This is a genomic window from Dactylosporangium sp. NPDC000555 (assembly GCF_040300025.1).
In the GTDB taxonomy this organism is placed as follows: Bacteria; Actinomycetota; Actinomycetes; order Mycobacteriales; family Micromonosporaceae; genus Dactylosporangium.
The window spans coordinates 56,321-74,233 of the sequence record NZ_JBEPDB010000008.1; the positions used below are offsets into that span (position 1 = coordinate 56,321).

The 17,913-nt window shown below is 71.1% G+C and carries 17 protein-coding genes; 5 read left to right on the top strand and 12 right to left on the bottom strand.

Annotated elements, in window-relative coordinates:
• Positions 1-102: 102 nt before the first annotated feature.
• A complete protein-coding gene (locus tag ABT297_RS07870) occupies positions 103-1,239 on the top strand; it encodes a hypothetical protein (RefSeq protein ID WP_350545997.1) in 1,137 nt (378 codons plus the stop codon).
• A 98-nt stretch (positions 1,240-1,337) separates the two neighbouring features.
• On the opposite strand, the gene fbaA is transcribed toward ABT297_RS07870, so the two are convergent.
• A complete protein-coding gene (gene fbaA, locus ABT297_RS07875; RefSeq protein WP_350545999.1) occupies positions 1,338-2,363 on the bottom strand; it encodes a class II fructose-bisphosphate aldolase in 1,026 nt (341 codons plus the stop codon).
• A 267-nt stretch (positions 2,364-2,630) separates the two neighbouring features.
• Between fbaA and ABT297_RS07880 the strand changes: the two genes are divergently transcribed.
• Positions 2,631-2,843, top strand: coding sequence for an Rv3202a family protein (locus ABT297_RS07880; RefSeq protein ID WP_350546001.1), 213 nt, complete (start codon positions 2,631-2,633; stop codon positions 2,841-2,843).
• Between the two features lie 15 nt (positions 2,844-2,858).
• On the opposite strand, the gene ABT297_RS07885 is transcribed toward ABT297_RS07880, so the two are convergent.
• The 4 genes from ABT297_RS07885 to amrS all read right to left on the bottom strand — a co-directional run bounded on the left by ABT297_RS07885 (position 2,859) and on the right by amrS (position 6,330).
• Positions 2,859-3,872 (bottom strand): LCP family protein, encoded by a 1,014-nt coding sequence (locus ABT297_RS07885; protein ID WP_350546150.1) that lies wholly within the window; start codon positions 3,870-3,872, stop codon positions 2,859-2,861.
• On the bottom strand, positions 3,872-4,381 hold the full coding sequence (locus tag ABT297_RS07890) for a SigE family RNA polymerase sigma factor (RefSeq protein WP_350546003.1): 510 nt from the start codon (positions 4,379-4,381) through the stop codon (positions 3,872-3,874). Before ABT297_RS07890 ends, ABT297_RS07885 begins: the two co-directional genes overlap by 1 nt.
• Positions 4,382-4,480: 99 nt before the next feature.
• Positions 4,481-5,269, bottom strand: coding sequence for an AmmeMemoRadiSam system protein B (gene amrB / locus ABT297_RS07895; RefSeq protein WP_350546005.1), 789 nt, complete (start codon positions 5,267-5,269; stop codon positions 4,481-4,483).
• Entirely contained in the window at positions 5,266-6,330 is a 1,065-nt protein-coding gene (gene amrS, locus ABT297_RS07900) for an AmmeMemoRadiSam system radical SAM enzyme (protein WP_350546007.1), read from the bottom strand. The genes amrB and amrS overlap by 4 nt, the downstream gene beginning before the upstream one ends.
• A 63-nt stretch (positions 6,331-6,393) precedes the next feature.
• On the opposite strand from amrS, the gene ABT297_RS07905 reads away from it, so the two are divergent.
• The 3 genes from ABT297_RS07905 to ABT297_RS07915 are packed head-to-tail and all read left to right on the top strand — an operon-like array spanning position 6,394 to position 11,049.
• The gene (locus tag ABT297_RS07905) at positions 6,394-7,752 is read left to right on the top strand and encodes a 3' terminal RNA ribose 2'-O-methyltransferase Hen1 (protein WP_350546009.1); all 1,359 of its coding nucleotides are present in this window, start codon (positions 6,394-6,396) and stop codon (positions 7,750-7,752) included.
• Complete coding sequence (locus tag ABT297_RS07910; protein ID WP_350546011.1) at positions 7,749-10,235, top strand: polynucleotide kinase-phosphatase; 2,487 nt, start codon at positions 7,749-7,751, stop codon at positions 10,233-10,235. Before ABT297_RS07905 ends, ABT297_RS07910 begins: the two co-directional genes overlap by 4 nt.
• Before the next feature lie 25 nt (positions 10,236-10,260).
• Positions 10,261-11,049: a DedA family protein gene (locus tag ABT297_RS07915; RefSeq protein ID WP_350546013.1), complete on the top strand. Its 789-nt coding sequence runs from the start codon at positions 10,261-10,263 to the stop codon at positions 11,047-11,049.
• Positions 11,050-11,173: 124 nt separating this feature from the next.
• Here the strand turns inward: ABT297_RS07915 and ABT297_RS07920 are convergent, their stop codons facing one another.
• The 7 genes from ABT297_RS07920 to clpB form a co-directional block, all read right to left on the bottom strand.
• Positions 11,174-11,821, bottom strand: coding sequence for a class II aldolase/adducin family protein (locus tag ABT297_RS07920; protein ID WP_350546016.1), 648 nt, complete (start codon positions 11,819-11,821; stop codon positions 11,174-11,176).
• Between the two features lie 17 nt (positions 11,822-11,838).
• Entirely contained in the window at positions 11,839-12,189 is a 351-nt protein-coding gene (locus tag ABT297_RS07925; RefSeq protein WP_350546019.1) for an ArsR/SmtB family transcription factor, read from the bottom strand.
• 92 nt (positions 12,190-12,281) lie between these two features.
• The gene (pyrE, locus tag ABT297_RS07930) at positions 12,282-12,818 is read right to left on the bottom strand and encodes an orotate phosphoribosyltransferase (protein ID WP_350546022.1); all 537 of its coding nucleotides are present in this window, start codon (positions 12,816-12,818) and stop codon (positions 12,282-12,284) included.
• A 383-nt stretch (positions 12,819-13,201) separates the two neighbouring features.
• On the bottom strand, positions 13,202-13,987 hold the full coding sequence (locus ABT297_RS07935) for an SDR family NAD(P)-dependent oxidoreductase (protein WP_350546025.1): 786 nt from the start codon (positions 13,985-13,987) through the stop codon (positions 13,202-13,204).
• 56 nt (positions 13,988-14,043) lie between these two features.
• Positions 14,044-14,709 (bottom strand): hypothetical protein, encoded by a 666-nt coding sequence (locus ABT297_RS07940; RefSeq protein ID WP_350546027.1) that lies wholly within the window; start codon positions 14,707-14,709, stop codon positions 14,044-14,046.
• 116 nt (positions 14,710-14,825) lie between these two features.
• Positions 14,826-15,191 (bottom strand): hypothetical protein, encoded by a 366-nt coding sequence (locus ABT297_RS07945; protein ID WP_350546029.1) that lies wholly within the window; start codon positions 15,189-15,191, stop codon positions 14,826-14,828.
• A 21-nt stretch (positions 15,192-15,212) separates the two neighbouring features.
• Positions 15,213-17,807, bottom strand: coding sequence for an ATP-dependent chaperone ClpB (clpB, locus tag ABT297_RS07950; protein WP_350546031.1), 2,595 nt, complete (start codon positions 17,805-17,807; stop codon positions 15,213-15,215).
• Positions 17,808-17,913: the final 106 nt, after the last annotated feature.

Sequence of the window (17,913 nt, forward strand, 5' to 3'; positions counted from 1 at the left end):
CAATTTGCCAATACGATGAGTAACGCAACTGTTACGTTGAGTCATCACGCGTAGGGACGGCGGCACATGCTGCCGTACCGCACCAGAGAGGACCCGACGCAGATGCCGCTCCACCGATTCTGGCGAAAACGCGCCGTCGCGCTGAGCGTGAGCGCGAGCGCCGCCACGGCCGCGATCGTCGCGGGGCTGCCGCACGTGGCGTACGGCGCCACGCTGCCCGGCACCATCACGATCACCTCGCCGACCACCGGCAAGATCGCCGCCGGCACCGACAAGCAGGTGCTCTTGCTCACCGTCGCCGGGCAGACGCTGTCCGAGGCGCTCGTGACCGGGGTCAACCTCGGCGCGGACCCCGACTGCCAGAACATCTCCTCGTATGTCGTCACCAGCGCGACGACGATCGCGGTCAAGACGCCCACCGGCGGCTGCCCGGCCACCACCGCACCGACCGGCGACAACATCGACATCGTCTTCGCGGGCAACAACACTGTGCGAAAGACCGGGGGCCTGTACTTCGTCACCCCGCCGGCGATCGCGGCCGTGAGCAACAAACCGGTCATCAATGAGAACAGCGCGCTGCTGTTGGCGGCGAACCAGATCACCCGGTTCGTCACCAGTGGCGGGCAGACCGTCCGGGTGAAGGCCGACGCCAACTACGCGTTCGACCCCCGCGCCTCGGCCGGCCTCGGGGTCACCTTCGGCGGCAAGCCCGTCACCGAGCTCAAGGTCTACGACAGCAGCGGCACCCAGGTGCTCGCCACCACGACCACCGCGCCCGCCGTCGGCAACTACCTGACCTTCAAGACCGGCGCCGGCATGTCGGCGAACGACTCGAGCCTGACCGTCACCCAGAACGGCGTGAGCAAGACCTTCTCGTCCACCGACACGGGCGTCAGCGTCGTCGCCGCGCCAACCGTCACGTCGCTGAGCGTGACCTCTGGCAAGATCAAAGCGCCGGTCAGCACCATCGTCACCGGCGCGAACTTCAGCAAGACGCTCGCGGACTACACCGGAACGCCGACCTGGAAGGTCAACTTCTGCAACACCGCCGGCACGGTCACCGCCATCAACGCCGCTGGTACCACGCTCACCGTGACGACGCCCGACGTCAGCAACGACGTCGACGGCCTCGGCACCGGCGTCTACGCCGGCACCTGCCCGGTGACGATCGTGGACGTCACCAACAGCATCACCAGCCCGATCAGCGCGGGCGGCTACTTCAACTTCCTCAACGAGTAGGCGGTGCGCACGCGGACGAGCAGGCGCGGTGCGCATACAGCAGAACGGCCCGGCTGGTTCCAGCCGGGCCGTTTCGTACGACGAGAGGGTCGAGCGCCTTACTTGCTGAGCGCGGTGCCGGTCGAGCGCAGGTGCTCGCAGGCCTCGACCACGCGGGCGGACAGGCCGGCCTCGGCCAGCTTGCCCCACGAGCGCGGGTCGTACGCCTTCTTGTTGCCGACCTCGCCGTCGACCTTCAGCACGCCGTCGTAGTTGGCGAACATGTGGCCGGCGACCGGGCGGGTGAAGGCGTACTGCGTGTCGGTGTCGATGTTCATCTTCACCACGCCGTAGTCCAGCGCCTCGCGGATCTCCGACAGCAGCGAGCCCGAACCGCCGTGGAAGACCAGCGACAGCGGCTTGTCCTTGCCGTACTTGGCGCCGACCGCGTCCTGGATCTGCTTGAGGATCTCCGGGCGGAGCTTGACGTTGCCCGGCTTGTAGACGCCGTGGACGTTGCCGAAGGTCAGGGCGGCCATGTAGCGGCCCTTCTCGCCGAGGCCGAGCTTCTCGACCATGGCCAGGCCGTCCTCGACGGTGGTGTACAGCTTCTCGTCGATCGCGCCGACGACGCCGTCCTCCTCGCCGCCCACGACGCCGACCTCGATCTCCAGGACCACCTTGGCCGCGGCGGCCTCCGCGAGCAGGTCCTCGGCGATCTCCAGGTTTTCGGCCAGCGGGACCGCGGAGCCATCCCACATGTGCGACTGGAACAGCGGCTCCTCGCCCTTGGCGACGCGCTCCTTGGAGATGGCCAGCAGCGGGCGGACGAAGCCGTCGAGCTTGTTCTTCGGGCAGTGGTCGGTGTGCAGCGCGATGTTGACCGAGTACTTCTTCGCGACCTCGTGCGCGAACGCGGCCAGCGCGACCGAGCCGGTGATCATGTCCTTGACAGTCGGGCCGGACAGGTATTCCGCGCCGCCGGTCGAGACCTGGATGATGCCGTCGCTCTCGGCCTCGGCGAAACCACGGATCGCCGCGTTGAGCGTCTGCGACGACGAGACGTTGATCGCCGGGTAGGCGAACGCGCCGGCCTTGGCGCGGTCGAGCATCTCGGCGTAGACATCGGACGAGGCGATGGGCATGACGGCGCTCCTTGACTATGTGGATCGTGCGGTTTTGGAGCCGACAGACACGGGCTCCATGCGGACCGCGCTGTCCTACCAGGAGTATCTCGCAGCGGCACGGACCGCTCGACGCCGGGTGACGTGCCCGCCCGGGAGGGGGACTAGGCAGAGAATTGCGCGGCCCGGAGGCAAACCGGCCGGAACAGTCGTACGGTTGAGAGCGGCCCGAACGGAGCCCGAAGCGCGAAGACCACGGGAGACCACGAGCGACAGGGAGCCCCGGCGATGACCCACCCAGACGAGGAACTGCTGACCGTCGACGACCGCCTCGACCCCGACGTGCGGGACCCGGAGGCCTCGCCGGCGGACGCCGCCGAGCAGGCCCTGCCGGCCAACCCGCTGGAACGCCCGCAGACCCCGCACTCGCGCCCGTGGGACGCCAACGAGTACGACGCCATCGAGCAGGACCGCGAGGTCGATCTCAACGACGAGTACTGACCCGGGCGCCGACCGTCAGACCGCATATTGCGGGTGGGCGGCCAGCCAGGGGCCGACCCGGCCGGTGCGCAGCGCGTCGTAGAGGCCGTCGCCGTCGGGCAGGGGCGCCCGGCCGGTGCCCAACCGGGTCGACGGCAGGCGAAGGCCGGACACCCGGCTCGGGTCGATGGCTCGCAGCGTGCCGGCCAGGCCGGCGAGCGAGCCGGCGCCGAGGTGCAGTTCGACGCCGGCACCCACCGCGGCGAGCAGCGCGGGCAGCCGGGCTGGATCGGACGCCGCGGCGGCCAGGGCGATCAGATACTGACGCAGCGCGCGCTCGTCGCCGGCGCCCGCGGCCTCGCGCAGGTAGTCGACGGCCTGGCGGGCGTCATAGTGGCGGCAGCCGGGCTCGTAGACCACGGGCGCGCGGCCGTAGGCAGGCTCGGTCACGCCGCCCCGCCCGTCGTAGGCGAGACGGCGCGACTGGATGCGCCGCTCGACGCACAGGACGACCCCTCCGGCGGCGCCGGTGATCGACTCCAGCGCGGCGATGTCGGCGACCACGCCGCCGTCGAGGTGCACGCCGGTCAGCCGCTCCATCGCGTCCGCGGCGAACCGGTAGCCGCCGACCAGGTAGGCGCCGTCGGCGCGCTGGCGGCCCAGGCCCGGAAGGTCGAACATCAGGTCGCGCGGGACCACGACCGCATACGCGGTGCGCGCCACGGGATCGATGTGCACCAGCATCATCGCGTCCGCGCGCACCTGGGCCGCGGGCTCCTCGCCGGTGCGGTCGATGCCGACGAGCAGCAGGTGCAGCGGGGCCGGGGGCGCGGCGACCTGCCGGTGCGCCGTCTGCCGGGGCAGCGGCGCGATCGGCACCGCGAGCAGCGCGACGATGACGAGGACACCGGTCAACAGGCCGGTCCAGGCCCAGCGGCGGCGGGCACGCCGACGGCGGGCGCCGGTGAAGATCGCCGCGCGCAGGCCGGGCGGAGCGGCCGGGACGAGTTCCTCGTGCCGGGCGAACATGTCGCGCAGCAGCTGATCCATCACGGCGTATCACCGCCGGCCATGGCCGGCGAGACCTGCGCGCGCAGCGTGCTCAGGGCACGGGAGATCCACGAGCGGACCGTGCCGACCGGGCGGCCGAGCACCTCGGCGATCTCGCCGTCGGTCAGGCCCTCGTAGTAGCGCAGCACCAGGGCCGCCCGCTGCTGGCGGGGCAGCCGGCCCAGCCACAGCCACATCTGGTCGCGATCGGCCAGGTCGTCCGCGTGATCGCCGACCGTGCGCGGCGCCAGGGTTTCGTCGAGGTCGACACCGCGCAGGACGACCCGGCGCAGCCACGAGCCGCGGTGCAGGTCGATGTAGACGTTGGTGAGCATGCGTTTGACGTATCGCTCGGGCAGGTCCGCGGCGGCGATCCGGCGCCACTGCAACTGCGCGCGGATCATCGTCTCCTGCACGAGGTCCTGCGCCGTGTGCGGGTCGCCGGTCAGCATGACCGCATAGCGCAGCAGCGCCTGCAGCCGCGCCTCGACGAACTCCTCGAACGTCAACCGACCCCTCCGCCGACCCGGCCGCCAGCCCGGCCGGTCTTGACCCTATGACGGATCGGGACCGGCCGAACATTGCGACACCCAGCGGATTTCGCCGCGCTACGCAGCGTCACGCGACAAGGAGGCGGCAGCGTATCCGACGACCCGCTCCGCGGGGCCACCCTCGTCCGCCGAGGTCGCCAGGTGCAGCAGGCGGACCGTCGGGCGTAGGTCGCGCGCCCACGCCAGCAGGCCGCGCAGCGCGTACCGCCCGCACGCGTCCCACTCGCCGATCCGCTCCGGCTCCAGTCGTACGATCGCGTCGGCGGTCGCCGCGTCGGTTCGCCGCGCCTCCTCCTGGGTCAGATAGTGGGACAAATCGGTGCTGCACAGCACGAGCGAGCCGGGCACCGCGACGACCGACAGCAGTGCGGCCACGGCGTCGGCACCGGCGGCCCCGACGCACACCGGCAGCACCCGGGAAACCCCCAGGACCTGAAGGAACGGCAGCTGTACCTCGAGCGAGTGCTCGAGCGCGTGCGGCTCGTCGTCGGCATGGGCCAGGCCGTCCGCCACGAGGTCCCGGGCGCCCCCGGCGTCGAGGTCGACCGGGCCGAGGGGCGTCGACCAGCGCTCCTCGGCCGGCACGGCGATCCCCCGCAGCGGCACTCGGTGAGCTGGGCCGAGGATCACCACGCGGTCGATGTCGCGGCCGGCCAGCTCGGCGTAGACGTGCGCCGCCGTCGGGCCCGACCAGCGGTAGCCGGCGTGCGGAACGACGTATGCGATCGCCCTGTCGGCGACGCGGCCGGCCTCGCGCCGTACCGTGTCGAGCAGCGTCTCCACCGTGGCGCGCAGCTCGGTCGGGTCGGCCGGGTAGAAGCTGCCGGCCACGGCCGGCGGCCTCAACCGATGCTCACCGGCAGGCGCCGCCTTCCCCACCCGCCCGCGGGGCCCTCGTACACCCCGGGGATCGCGTGGCCGCACGCCGCGCAGCGGCCGTCGTCGGTGATGGCGTAGGACACCAGGTCGTACCAGTTGCGCACGACCGCCGCCGCGCCGCAGCCCGGGCAGCTCGTGGTCTGGCCGTCGGGGTCGTACACGTTGCCGGTGTACACGTAGCGCAGCCCGGCATCGAGCGCGATCCGCCGCGCGCGGCGCAGGGTCTCCGGCGGGGTCGGCGGCACGTCGAGCATCTTGAAGTCGGGATGGAACGCGGAGAAGTGCAGCGGCACGTCCGGGCCGAGATGGGTCAGCAGCCAGTCGCACTGTCGGCGCAGCTCGTCGTCGCCGTCGTTGTGCCCGGGGATGAGCAGGGTGGTCACCTCGAACCAGACGTCGGTACCGCGCAGGTACTCCAGCGTGTCCAGGACCCTGTCCAGCCGGGCGAACGTGATCTTGGAGTAGAAGTGGTCGCTGAACGCCTTGAGGTCGATGTTCGCCGCGTCGATGTGCCGGTAGAACTCCTCGCGGGGCGCCGGGTTCATGTAGCCGGCCGAGACCGCGACCGACTTGATCCCGTGCTCGCGGCAGGCATCGGCGACGTCCATGGCGTACTCCATGAAGATCACCGGGTCGTTGTACGTGAACGCGATGGAGCGGCAGCCCAGGCGCTCGGCCGCGGCGGCGAGCTGTTCCGGGCCGGCGGCGGCGCCGAGCGTGTCGATCTCCCGGCTCTTGGAGATGTCCCAGTTCTGGCAGAAGCGGCAGCCGAGGTTGCAGCCGGCCGTGCCGAACGACAGCACCGGCGAGCCGGGCAGGAAGTGGTTGAGCGGCTTCTTCTCGATCGGGTCGACGCAGAACCCCGACGAGCGGCCGTAGGTGGTCAGGACGATCTCGTCGCCCTCGCGCCGGCGGACGAAGCAGAAGCCGCGTTGGCCCTCGTGGAGCCGGCAGTTGCGGGGGCACATGTCGCACTGGACCCGCCCGTCGTCGAGCCGGTGCCAGTGTGCGGTCGCCACCACCGCCATAGGTCGAGCCTAGCCCGCGGTAATTGCCTCGGCCGTTGCTTTTTCGGCCGCCATGATGAACGAGTGCTGCTGACCGTCACGACCACCCACCGCCCGGCGACCGATCTGGGCTACCTGCTGGTGAAGCACCCCGACCGGCTGCAGACCTTCGGCGTCTCCGCCGGCCGCGCCCACGTGTTCTATCCGGAGGCCGGCGAGGAGCGCTGCACCGCGGCGCTGCTGCTGGAGATCGACCCGGCGCTGCTGCGCACCCGGCAGCAGGGCGAGACGTTCACGCTGCACCAGCATGTCAACGACCGGCCGTACGCGGCGTCGAGCCTGCTCTCCGCGGCGCTGGGCCGGGTGTGGCGCTCGGCCCTGCGCGGGGACTCCCGGGACCGGCCCAAGCTCGCCGCCACGCCGATCCCGCTCGAGCTGCGCATCCCGGCGCTGCGCTGCAAGGGCAGCGCGGAGGAGCTGTTCGCGCCGCTGGGCTGGGCGGTCGAGGCCACGCCGATCGCGCTGGACGCCCAGCACCCCGAGTGGGGGCCCAGCCGGTACGTCGACCTGCGCCTCACCGGCACGCTGCGGCTCGCCGACGCGCTGAACCAGGTGTACGTGCTGCTGCCCGTCCTCGATGACGCCAAGCACTACTGGGTCTCCCCGGACGAGGTGGAGAAACTGCTGCGAGCCGGCACGGGCTGGCTCGCCGGACACCCGCGCAAGGCGCTCATCGCCAAGCGGTACCTGGCACACCGGGCGGCGCTGACCTCGGCGGCGCTGGCCCGGCTCTCGGATCATTCGGAGATGTCGGAGCTGCCGGAGGAGCCGGCGCCGCGCCCCGAGTCGCTGCACCAGCTACGCCGGGCCGCCGTGCTGCGCGCCCTGGCCGAGTCCGGCGCGACCCGGGTGCTCGACCTCGGCTGCGGCCCCGGCGCGCTGCTCGGCGAGCTCGTGCGCGACCGGCGGTACACGGAGATCGTCGGCGCCGACGTCAGCACCGTCGCTCTGGAGATGGCCGCCCGCCGCCTGCACCTCGACCGGCTCCCGGAGCGGCAACGGGCCCGGATCCGGCTCCTGCAGACCGCGCTGACCTATCGCGACGACCGGCTCAAGGGCTTCGACGCCGCGGTGCTCATGGAGGTGATCGAGCACGTCGACCCGCCGCGGCTGCCGGCGCTCGCGGCGAGCCTGTTCGGCCACGCCGCCCCCGCCACGGTGGTCGTGACCACGCCGAACGTCGAGTACAACGCGCTGTACCCGGGGCTTGCCCACGGCCATCTGCGCCACGCCGACCACCGCTTCGAGTGGGACCGCGCGCAGTTCGGCACCTGGTGCGACGAGGTCGCGGCCGGCTACGGCTACACGGTCACCCGCTCCGGCATCGGCCCCGAGGATCCGGCCGCCGGCGCGCCTACCCAGATGGCGGTGTTCAGCAAGTGAGGATTCCCGAGCTCTGCCTCGTGGCGCTCGTCGGCGTGTCCGGATCGGGCAAGTCGACGTTCGCCCGGCGGCACTTCGCACCCACGCAGGTACTGTCCTCCGACGCCTTCCGGGCGATGGTCGCCGACGACGAGAACGACCAGTCCGCCTCCGGCGAGGCCTTCGACGCGCTGCACTACGTCGCCGGCAAGCGGCTGCGGGCCGGCCGGCTCACCGTCGTGGACGCCACCAACGTGCAGCGGCACGCGCGGCAGGCGCTGGTCGCCCTCGCCCGCGAGCACGACGTGCTGCCCGTCGCGATCGTGCTGGACGTGCCGGAGGACGAGTGCTGGGCGCGCACGCAGGCCCGGCCGGACCGCGACTTCGGCCGGCCCGTGGTCGCCCGGCAGCACCGCGACCTGCGCCGCTCGCTACGAGGCCTGGCCCGGGAGGGCTTCCGGCAGGTGCACGTGCTGCGCGGGGTGGCCGAGGTCGACGCGGCCACGATCGAGTACGAGCCGCTGTTCAACAACCGCCGGGAGCTCGCTGGACCCTTCGACGTAATCGGCGACGTGCACGGCTGCCGGGCCGAGCTGGAGCTGCTGCTGGACAAGCTCGGCTACGCGATCACCCGCGACTCGCTGGGCCGCGCCGCCGGCGCGGCGCACCCGGAGGGGCGCACGGCGGTCTTCGTGGGCGACCTCGTCGACCGCGGGCCCGACTCACCGGGCGTGCTACGCCTGGTGATGGGCATGGTCGACGCCGGCAGCGCGCTGTGCGTGTCCGGCAACCACGAGGCCAAGCTGCTGCGCAAGCTGCGCGGGGCCAACGTGCAGCTGACGCACGGCCTCGCCGAGACCATGACCCAGCTGGCCGGCGATCCGGATGTCTCGGCACATGCCGCGAAATTTCTGGAAGGGCTCATCAGCCACTACGTCCTGGACGGCGGCCGGCTCGTCGTCGCGCACGCCGGGCTCAAGGAGGCGTACCACGGCCGCGCCTCGGGCCGGGTCCGCTCCTTCGCGCTCTACGGCGACACCACCGGCGAGACCGACGAGTACGGCCTGCCGGTGCGCTACCCGTGGGCGACCGAGTACCGCGGCCGGGCCATGGTCGTCTACGGCCACACACCCACCCCGAGCCCGGAATGGGTCAACAACACCATCTGCGTCGACACCGGCTGCGTGTTCGGCGGCTCGCTGACCGCGCTGCGGTACCCCACGCGCGAGCTGGTATCGGTGCCGGCCGAGCGGGAGTACTACGCGCCGGTCCGGCCGCTGGCCCCGGCGCCGGGAGGACTGGGAGGCTCGGGGGGCTCGGCTTTCGAGGGGCTCGACCTCGCCGACGTCACCGGCCGCCGAAGCCTGGAGACGCCGGCCGGGCGGGTCACGGTCGCGGCCGAGAACGCCGCGGCGGCGCTGGAGGTCATGAGCCGGTTCGCGGTCGACCCGGCCTGGCTGGTCTGGCTCCCGCCGACGATGGCGCCCGCGTCGACCTCGGTCCAGGAGGGGTACCTCGAGCACCCGGTCGAGGCACTGGCCGACTATGCCCGGGCCGGCGTGGCGCGGGTCGTCTGCCAGGAGAAGCACATGGGGTCGCGCGCGGTGCTCAACGTGCGCCGCGACGGCTCCGGAGCGGTGTACACCCGCACCGGCCGGCCGTTCTTCCCCGACGCCGCCCCGCTGGTCGAGCGGGTCGTCGCCGCGATCGGCCGCGCCGGGCTGTGGGACGAGCTCGGCACCGACTGGCTGCTGCTCGACGCCGAGGTCCTGCCCTGGTCGGCGAAGGCCGAGCCGCTCATCCGCGACCAGTACGCGAGCGTGGCCGCCGCGGCCGGCGCCGCCCTGCCCGCGGCGCGCGCGGCGCTGGTCGCGGCCGCCGGGCGCGGCATCGACGTCGGCGACCTGGCCGGGCGCTTCACGGCGCGGGAGTCGTCGATCGCGGCGTTCGCGGAGGTGTACCGGCGCTACTGCTGGCCGACCGACGGCCTGGCCGGTGTCCGGGTGGCGCCGTTCCACGTGCTGGCGGCCGAGGGTGCGAACCATGCGAGACAGGGGCACGACTGGCACCTGGCGCTGGTGGATCGGCTGGTCGCGGCCGAACCGGAGCTGTTCACGACCACCCGTCGGCTGGTCGTCGACCCCGCCGACCCGGACGGGGTCGCGGCGGTCACGCGCTGGTGGCTGGAGCTGACCGGGACGGGCGGCGAGGGCATGGTCGTCAAGCCCGCGCACGACGCCGGGCCACGGGTGCAGCCGGCGATCAAATGCCGCGGACGGGAGTACCTCCGGATCATCTACGGGCCGGACTACACCGAGCCGGAACGGCTCGCCACGCTGCGCAACCGCAACCTCGGCCGCAAACGCGGCCTGGCACTGCGCGAGCAGGGTCTTGGCCTGGCCGCGCTCGACCTGCTGGCGGCCGGCTCGCCCGCTTGGCGGGTGCACCAGCTCGTTTTCGCGGTGCTCGCATGTGAAAGTGAGCCCGTGGATCCACGGCTGTAAGGAGACTCACGTACCCTGGTGACCCGTGGAAGAAAAGACCAGTGCCGTGCGCGACCTGCTCTCCCTCAACCCTCTCGACGCGAAGGGCTTGCTGAGCAACTTCGGCGTGGTCGGCGTCTGGCTGATCATGTTCGTCGAGACCGGCCTGCTCGTCGGCTTCTTCTTCCCGGGTGACTCGCTGCTGTTCCTGGCCGGCGTCGCCTCGTCGCCGGCCGCCTTCGACCTGCTCGGCGTGCAGCTGAGCCTGCCGATGCTGCTCATCGGCGCGCCGATCTGCGCCATCGTGGGTGCCCAGCTGGGTCATTTCCTGGGTGCCCGCTACGGCCGCCGGATGTTCGACCGGCCCAACTCGAAGATCTTCAAGAAGGAGTACGTCGAGAAGGCCGAACACTACTTCGAGAAGTTCGGCCCGGCGAAGGCCGTGGTGCTCGCCCGGTTCATCCCGATCGTGCGCACGTTCCTCAACCCGGTCGCCGGCGTCGTGGGCATGCCCGCCCGCCAGTTCTTCCTGTGGAACGTGATCGGCGGCATCCTGTGGACCGACGGCATCATCTTCGCCGGCTGGGCCCTGGCCAAGCAGATCCGGGAGCTGATCCCGCCGGAGAAGATCGACACGTACCTGCTGCCGGCCGTGCTGCTGATCGTCCTGCTCTCCGCCATGCCGATCTTCATCGAGATCTTCAGGGGCTGGCAGGAGCGGCGCAGCGGCGGACACGCCTCCGCCGCCGCGCAGGACCCGGCGAACGCGCCGACCGAGGTCCTGCCGACGATCCGCCCGAACGACCACCCCGGCGGCCACCGCGTCCGCGACTAGCGCCTGTTTTCATAGCTGGGGCGGGAGCGAGCCACCGGCGTTCTCCGCGGGACGCCGCCGGGCGGAATCTGGGCCCCGGCGCAGCCCGCCTCAGCTATGAAACAGGCGCTGAGGCCCGCTCGTCTCAGGCGGTGGCGCCGGGCGTGGTGAGCCAGCCGGTCGGCAGCGGTTCCAGCGTGCGACCGACGGCCAGGGCGCGGTAGGTCAGCCGCGCGGCCTCTTCGAGGTAGAACGCCCGCTTGTGGGCGAGTTCGACGGTGTCGGCAACGACCGAGCAGCCGTGCCGGGACAGCACGACGCAGTCGGTGCCGTCGGCGCACGCCTCGGCGGCCAGGGTGCCCACCTCGGGGCGGCCCGGCGGCACGAACGGCGTGGTCGCCACCCGTCGCAGGTAGAAGGCGTGGTCCGTGGTGGCCAGCCTGATCGGCTCACCGATCGCGTCGAGGAGCAGGACGGACTGTGGGTGCAGGTGCACGACCACGTTGACGTCCGGCCGAACGCGGTAGGTGGCGAGGTGGAGCGCGAGCTCCGATGACGGCGCGGCCTTGGCATTGTTGTCAAGAGCCGCGCCGTCGCTGATTCGGATCCGAACGAATGAACCGCGGTCGAGTCGGTCGAGCCATGTCCCGGCCGCGGTTACCCAGCATTCGTCCGCGCCTGGTGCCCGGGCGGAGAGATTGCCACCCGAGCCCACGACGAGTCCGGCCTGCACGACCGCCCGCCCGACATGGGCGAGCTGGTCGCGGAGGTCCCCGGTCGGGTAGTGCCGCAAAGCCCTACCCGACCCTGTTAGCGAGGCGACTTCTTGGTCGCGCGCTTGCGCGGCGGCGTCAGAAGGTCGGCGATGGTGCCGATCGCGGAGGGCACGAGGCGGTAGAACGCCCACACACCCCGCTTCTCGCGCTCCAGCAGCCCGGCCTCGGTCAGGATTCGCAGGTGGTGGCTCACCGTCGGCTGCGAAAGCCCGAGCGGGGCCGTCAGGTCACACACACACGCCTCGCCGTCGGGCGCCGACTGGATCAGGCTCAGCAGCCGGAGTCGGGCCGGGTCGGCAAGTGCCTTCAGGACGCCGGCAAGACGCTCGGCATCGGCGCGGTCAATCGGCTCGCCGGCAAGCGGCGAGATCTGGGGCAGGGTCATCTCAGCCAGCGCAGTTCCCACGTTTCCATCCTTCCACCAACACCATCGACCCGCCTGCATATGCGCAGGTCCGAATCGACAATTTTTCAGCCCTATCGGCCGAGGTCGGCCAACGAAAATGCTGAGCGATAGCTCAGCCCCGCGGCGCGAACCGCCTTTTCCGCGCCTCTATCGACGATCACGGCCACGCCGACCACCTCGGCGCCTGCCTCTCGCAACGCCTCGACGGCCGTCAGGACGCTTCCACCCGTGGTGGAGGTGTCCTCGACCGCGAGAACGCGGCGGCCGGCAACGTCGGGTCCTTCGATCCGGCGTTGCAGACCATGAGCTTTGTCACTCTTACGGACGACGAACGCGTCGAGCGTCCGTCCCCCGCGGGCGGCCGCCGCATGCAGCATCGCGGTGGCCACCGGATCGGCGCCGAGGGTCAGCCCTCCCACGGCGTCGAACTCCCAGTCGTCGACAAGATCGAGCAGAACTCGGCCGACCAACGGCGCACCCGCATGGTGCAGCGTCAAGCGACGGAGATCCACGTACCAGTCGGCAACTTGTCCGGACGACAGCGTGACTTGTCCGCGTACCACGGCCAAGTCGTGTACGAGTTTCAGCAGGTCGTCACGGTCGGTCATGACCGAACTGTACGCGCTAAATCCCCGCAGTGAATCGATGACCCGCACTCTCGGCCAAATTTAAGGCCGTCAAGTGGACGAGGGCGAATACGAAGGTGATCGCAGCGATCACCACGAGTGACGCAAGGGGTGACGGTGGCAGGGGATGACGATCTACCGATACGCCCGCAAAAACCCGAATCTTATTCTCATTGGATCGTTGCAATGGTCGACGCACAGCGCTGACCTGCGAGAATGCCCGATCGGGCAGCCTCGGGCCGACCGGACGCCCACACGAATGGTACCAATCGGCCATCATCCGAATGTACGTGACCACAATCATGCTCGATACACAGCAAATTCAATGCTTGTCGTAGTGCACAGATCTGCCACCGACAAGGGCGTTAACGCTCCTCGTGCCCGATGCGTCCCCTGGTGTCCCGGGCCACGCGGTGGACCAGGCCGCGCGGCGCGTGGCGGATGCCGAAGACCGCCAGCTTGTACTTCCAGCCGGGGACGCTGACCATCCGGCCGCGGCGCAGGTCCCGCAGGCCCGCTCGCACGACCGCCCGGGCGTCCAGCCACATCCAGGAGGGCGTCCGGCTCATGTCGATGCCCGCCCGGTCGTGGAACTCGGTTCGGGTGTACCCCGGGCACAGCGCCATGACCCGCACGCCCATCCCGCGCACCAGTTGCGCCTGCGACTCGCTGAAGTTGGTGACCCAGGCCTTGCTCGCCGGGTAGGTCGAGCCCGGCATCATCGCCGCGAACCCCGACACCGACGAGACATTGACGACCTCGCCGCGCCCCCGCTCGACCATCCCGGGTAGCGCGGCCAGCGTGAGCCGCATGACGGCGTGGACGTTGAGCCGCAGCAACTCCTCCTCGAGCTCGGCCGTCGAGCGCAGGAAGGAACGGTTGAGCGACCGGCCGGCGTTGTTCACGAGCAGGTCGACGGGGCGCCCCGCATCGGTGAGCCGGGCCGCGACGGCGTCGCACCCCTCGGCCGTCGCGAGATCGGCCCGCAGCACCTCGACGGGCACGGGCAGCTCGGCGGCGAGGCCCCGGAGCCGCTCCTCGTCGCGGGCCACCAGGATCAGCCCGAAGCCCTCGGCGGCAAGCTCCCGGGCGAAGGCGGCCCCGATACCCGCGGTGGCTCCGGTCACGAGTGCGGTACGCCGTTCGGTCATCGCGGCAATGTAGCGGAAAGGGCCGGACGACCTCGTCCGGCCCTTTCCATGGGCGCTCAGGCGGTGGGCGGCCCGGGTTGACCGGGATCGCCCGGCTGGCCGGGCTGACCCGGGAAGCCACCGGGTCCGCCGGGCACGGGCGGCTCCCACTCCTGCTGCGGCTTGCGGAAGTACGGGTGCGAGGCCGGCAGGGCGAGCAGGATGATCGGCACCAGGATCGCCAGGATCAGCAGGATGCTCAGCACCGTCGTGACGGGCTGATACCAGCCGGGGACCTCGGCGCTGACGATCCGCTGGTATTCGTCCCAGGTGGGCAGTTTCGGCGTGGCCTTGCGGGCCTGGTCCCACAACGGCTGGGCGAACAGCAGCGAGCCGAGCCCGAACAGGTTGCAGCAGAAGGCGATGCCGCCCAAGACCCAGGTGAGGATCCGGGCGACCTGGCTGCCGCGGCTGATGAAGTAGCCGAGCAGGACCAGGATCACGACGATCACGAAGCCGAAGACGACGTTGACGGTGGCGCCGATGGCCGCACCCGTGCTGTTCGTGGGCGCGCCGGCCTGCTCGTAGACCCTCTTCGTGGCCTCGGCGATCTTCTGGGCGTACAGCAACGAGAGGACGACGTTGATCACTTCGATCGCCGCGGCCGCGAAGAGCAGCATCGCGGCGAGGCTGACGGTGGACGGCCGGGCGCGCGGCGCCGAGGCCGGGACGGCGAATGACATCCGGTTGGCTCTCCTCCCAGGGAATCCCTGGGGATCACCGTATCGATGCGGCGCTCGCCGCGCAGCCCGGTCCCGGGCGCGGCCACCAGGGTGGACTCGGCGCCGGGCCGCTCGGGTCAGTCCTGCAGGCGCTCCTCGGCGTAGCGGGCCACCGTCGTGCTGCCCATGATGCAGCCGCTGAACGTCTTGATCTCGCCGCTCTGGCCCTCGAGCCGATGCCAGGCGGCCTGGCCGGCCGCCGCGTCGGCGTGCGTCAGCAGCTCGGCGGCGTAGACCCGGCCGGCCGGGGTGGCGCGGTCGACGAGGACCTCCAGCCGCGGACGAAGCTCGTCCCCGTGCTCGCGGAGGCCCTCCTCGATCGCGAAATACGCCTTGGTGGCGGGCAGAAGGGCGCCGGCGATGCCGACCCCGCCGAACGCCAGCGTGTCGGCGTCGGCGAGCAGACGCAATTCGTCGTCGAACGCGCGTTTCTTCCTGAGCATCTGGCGCACCCTTCCACACTTCTATCCGGCGGTCACGGTGAGCGCCTTCTTGTCGTCCGACAGGTCGACCACGACGCGGTCGCCGTCCCTGATCTCGCCGGCCAGCAGCGCCCGGGCGAGCTGGTCGCCAATGGAGGTCTGCATCAGGCGGCGCAGCGGACGCGCGCCATACACCGAGTCATACCCGAGACTGGCCAGCCAGTCACGCGCCTGGTCGGAGACCTCGAGCGTGAGCCGGCGGTCGGCCAGCCTCCGGCCCAACGCATTGAGCTGGATCTCTACGATCGCACGCAGATCCGCCTGGGACAATGCGTCGAAGACCACCATGTCGTCGAGCCGGTTCACGAACTCCGGCTTGAAGTGGCCCCGGACCGCGGCGATCACCGCGTCCTGGCGCTGCTCGGCGCTGAGCGTCGGATCGTCCGCCAGCAGCTCGGAGCCGAGGTTGGAGGTGAGGATCAGGATCGCGTTGCGAAAGTCGACCGTGCGGCCCTGCCCGTCGGTGAGCCGTCCGTCGTCGAGCACCGCCAGCAGCACGTCGAACACGTCCGGGTGCGCCTTCTCGACCTCGTCCAGCAGCACGACCGTATACGGGCGGCGGCGTACCGCCTCCGTGAGCTGGCCGCCCTCCTCGTAGCCGACGTAGCCGGGCGGCGCGCCGACCAGCCGGGCGACGGTGTGCTTCTCGCCATACTCGCTCATGTCGATGCGCACCATCGCGCGCTCGTCGTCGAACAGGAACTCCGCCAGCGCCTTGGCCAGCTCGGTCTTGCCGACGCCGGTCGGGCCGAGGAACAGGAAGCTGCCGGTCGGGCGGTCCGGATCGGCGATGCCGGCCCGCGCGCGGCGCACCGCGTCGGAGACGGCCTGGATCGCGCGCTCCTGGCCGATGACCCGGCTGCGCAGCGACTCCTCCATGCGGAGCAGCTTCGCGGTCTCACCCTCCAAGAGCCGCCCGGCCGGAATGCCCGTCCAGGAGGCGACGACGGCCGCGATGTCGTCGGCGGAGACCTCTTCCTTGAGCATCGCGCCCGAGGACTGCAGGGCGGTGAGCTCGCTCTCCGCCTGCGTCAGCTCGTGCTGCAGCTGGGGGATCACGCCGTACCGCAGCTCGGAGGCCCTCGCCAGGTCCCCGTCGCGCTCGGCCCGCTCGGCCTCGCCGCGCAACTGCTCCAGCTGCTCCTTGGTGTTGGAGATCTTCTGGATGTGCTGCTTCTCGTTCTGCCAGCGATCGGTGAGCGCCGTCAGCTGCTCGCGCCGGTCGGCGAGCTCGGCGCGCAGCCGCTGCAGCCGCTCGGCGGAGGCGGCGTCGGGCTCCTTGGCCAGCGCCATCTCCTCGATCTCGAGCCGGCGCACGCTGCGCTCGACCTCGTCCACCTCGGTCGGCCGCGAGTCGATCTCCATGCGCAGCCGGGACGCGGCCTCGTCGACCAGGTCGATGGCCTTGTCCGGCAGGAAGCGGTCGGTGATGTACCGGTCCGACAGCGTGGCCGCGGCGACCAGGGCGGCGTCGGTGATCCGCACGCCGTGGTGCACCTCGTAGCGCTCCTTCAGCCCGCGCAGGATGCCGATGGTGTCCTCGGTCGACGGCTCGCCCACGACCACGGGTTGAAACCGCCGCTCCAGTGCGGGGTCCTTCTCGATGTGCTCGCGATACTCGTCCAGCGTCGTCGCGCCGACCATCCGCAGCTCGCCGCGGGCCAGCATCGGCTTGAGCATGTTGCCGGCGTCCATCGAGCCTTCGCCCTTGCCGGCGCCGACGACCGTGTGCAGCTCGTCCAGGAACGTGATGACCTGCCCGTCGGATCCCTTGATCTCCTCCAGCACGGACTTGAGGCGCTCCTCGAACTGGCCGCGGTACTGCGCGCCGGCGACCATGGCGCCCAGGTCCAGGCTGACCAGCCGCTTGTCGCGCAGCGACTCGGGCACGTCGCCGGCCACGATCCGCTGGGCCAGGCCCTCCACGATCGCGGTCTTGCCGACGCCGGGCTCGCCGATGAGCACCGGATTGTTCTTGGTACGCCGGGACAGCACCTGGATCACCCGGCGGATCTCGGCATCACGCCCGATCACCGGGTCGATCTTGCCGTCCCGCGCCGCCTGCGTCAGGTCGACGCCGTACTTCTCGAGCGCCTGGAAGGTCTGCTCGGGGTCGGCGGAGGTGACCTTCCGGTCGCCGCCGCGCACCTGCGGGAACGCCGCGACGAGCGTCTTCTCGGTCGCGCCGGAGTCCTTGAGCAGCGTGGCGACCGCCCCGCCGACCTGGGCGAGGCCGGCCAGCAGGTGCTCGGTCGAGGTGTACTCATCGCCCAGCGGCCGGGCGATCTGCTCGGCTGCCGCGATCGCGTTGGCGAACTCGCGGGCCACGTTGGGCTCCACCACGCTCGCGCCGCGGGCGCTGGGCAGCCGCTCCACGGCGTGCAGCGCCGCGCGTCGCACGTCGGCCGGGTTGGCCCCCACCGCGCGCAGCAGGCCGGCGGCGGTCGAGCCGCCCGTGTCCAGCAACGCCAGCAGGAGATGCCAGGCTTCAACGGTCGCGTGCCCACGCTGGCTCGCAGCGTCCACGGCGGCCTTGATGACCTCGCGACTCTTGGTGGTCAGGCGTTCGGCGTTCATCGACTCCTCGTTCCAAGCGCGTCCGTCAGGAGGTACGACACCAACGAGGTTGAGTCTATTCCACTCAATTTCTGGCTTGGCTCTCGCTCCGCTCGAGCATCAGTGG

What these genes read in the sequence shown, in the direction of transcription:
- ABT297_RS07870 (WP_350545997.1), top strand. Translation starts at nt 103, where the DNA reads ATGCCGCTCCACCGATTCTGGCGAAAACGCGCCGTCGCGCTGAGCGTG.
- fbaA (WP_350545999.1), bottom strand. Translation starts at nt 2,363, where the DNA reads ATGCCCATCGCCTCGTCCGATGTCTACGCCGAGATGCTCGACCGCGCC.
- ABT297_RS07880 (WP_350546001.1), top strand. Translation starts at nt 2,631, where the DNA reads ATGACCCACCCAGACGAGGAACTGCTGACCGTCGACGACCGCCTCGAC.
- ABT297_RS07885 (WP_350546150.1), bottom strand. Translation starts at nt 3,872, where the DNA reads ATGGATCAGCTGCTGCGCGACATGTTCGCCCGGCACGAGGAACTCGTC.
- amrS (WP_350546007.1), bottom strand. Translation starts at nt 6,330, where the DNA reads ATGGCGGTGGTGGCGACCGCACACTGGCACCGGCTCGACGACGGGCGG.
- ABT297_RS07925 (WP_350546019.1), bottom strand. Translation starts at nt 12,189, where the DNA reads ATGACCCTGCCCCAGATCTCGCCGCTTGCCGGCGAGCCGATTGACCGC.
- pyrE (WP_350546022.1), bottom strand. Translation starts at nt 12,818, where the DNA reads ATGACCGACCGTGACGACCTGCTGAAACTCGTACACGACTTGGCCGTG.
- ABT297_RS07935 (WP_350546025.1), bottom strand. Translation starts at nt 13,987, where the DNA reads ATGACCGAACGGCGTACCGCACTCGTGACCGGAGCCACCGCGGGTATC.
- ABT297_RS07940 (WP_350546027.1), bottom strand. Translation starts at nt 14,709, where the DNA reads ATGTCATTCGCCGTCCCGGCCTCGGCGCCGCGCGCCCGGCCGTCCACC.
- ABT297_RS07945 (WP_350546029.1), bottom strand. Translation starts at nt 15,191, where the DNA reads ATGCTCAGGAAGAAACGCGCGTTCGACGACGAATTGCGTCTGCTCGCC.
- clpB (WP_350546031.1), bottom strand. Translation starts at nt 17,807, where the DNA reads ATGAACGCCGAACGCCTGACCACCAAGAGTCGCGAGGTCATCAAGGCC.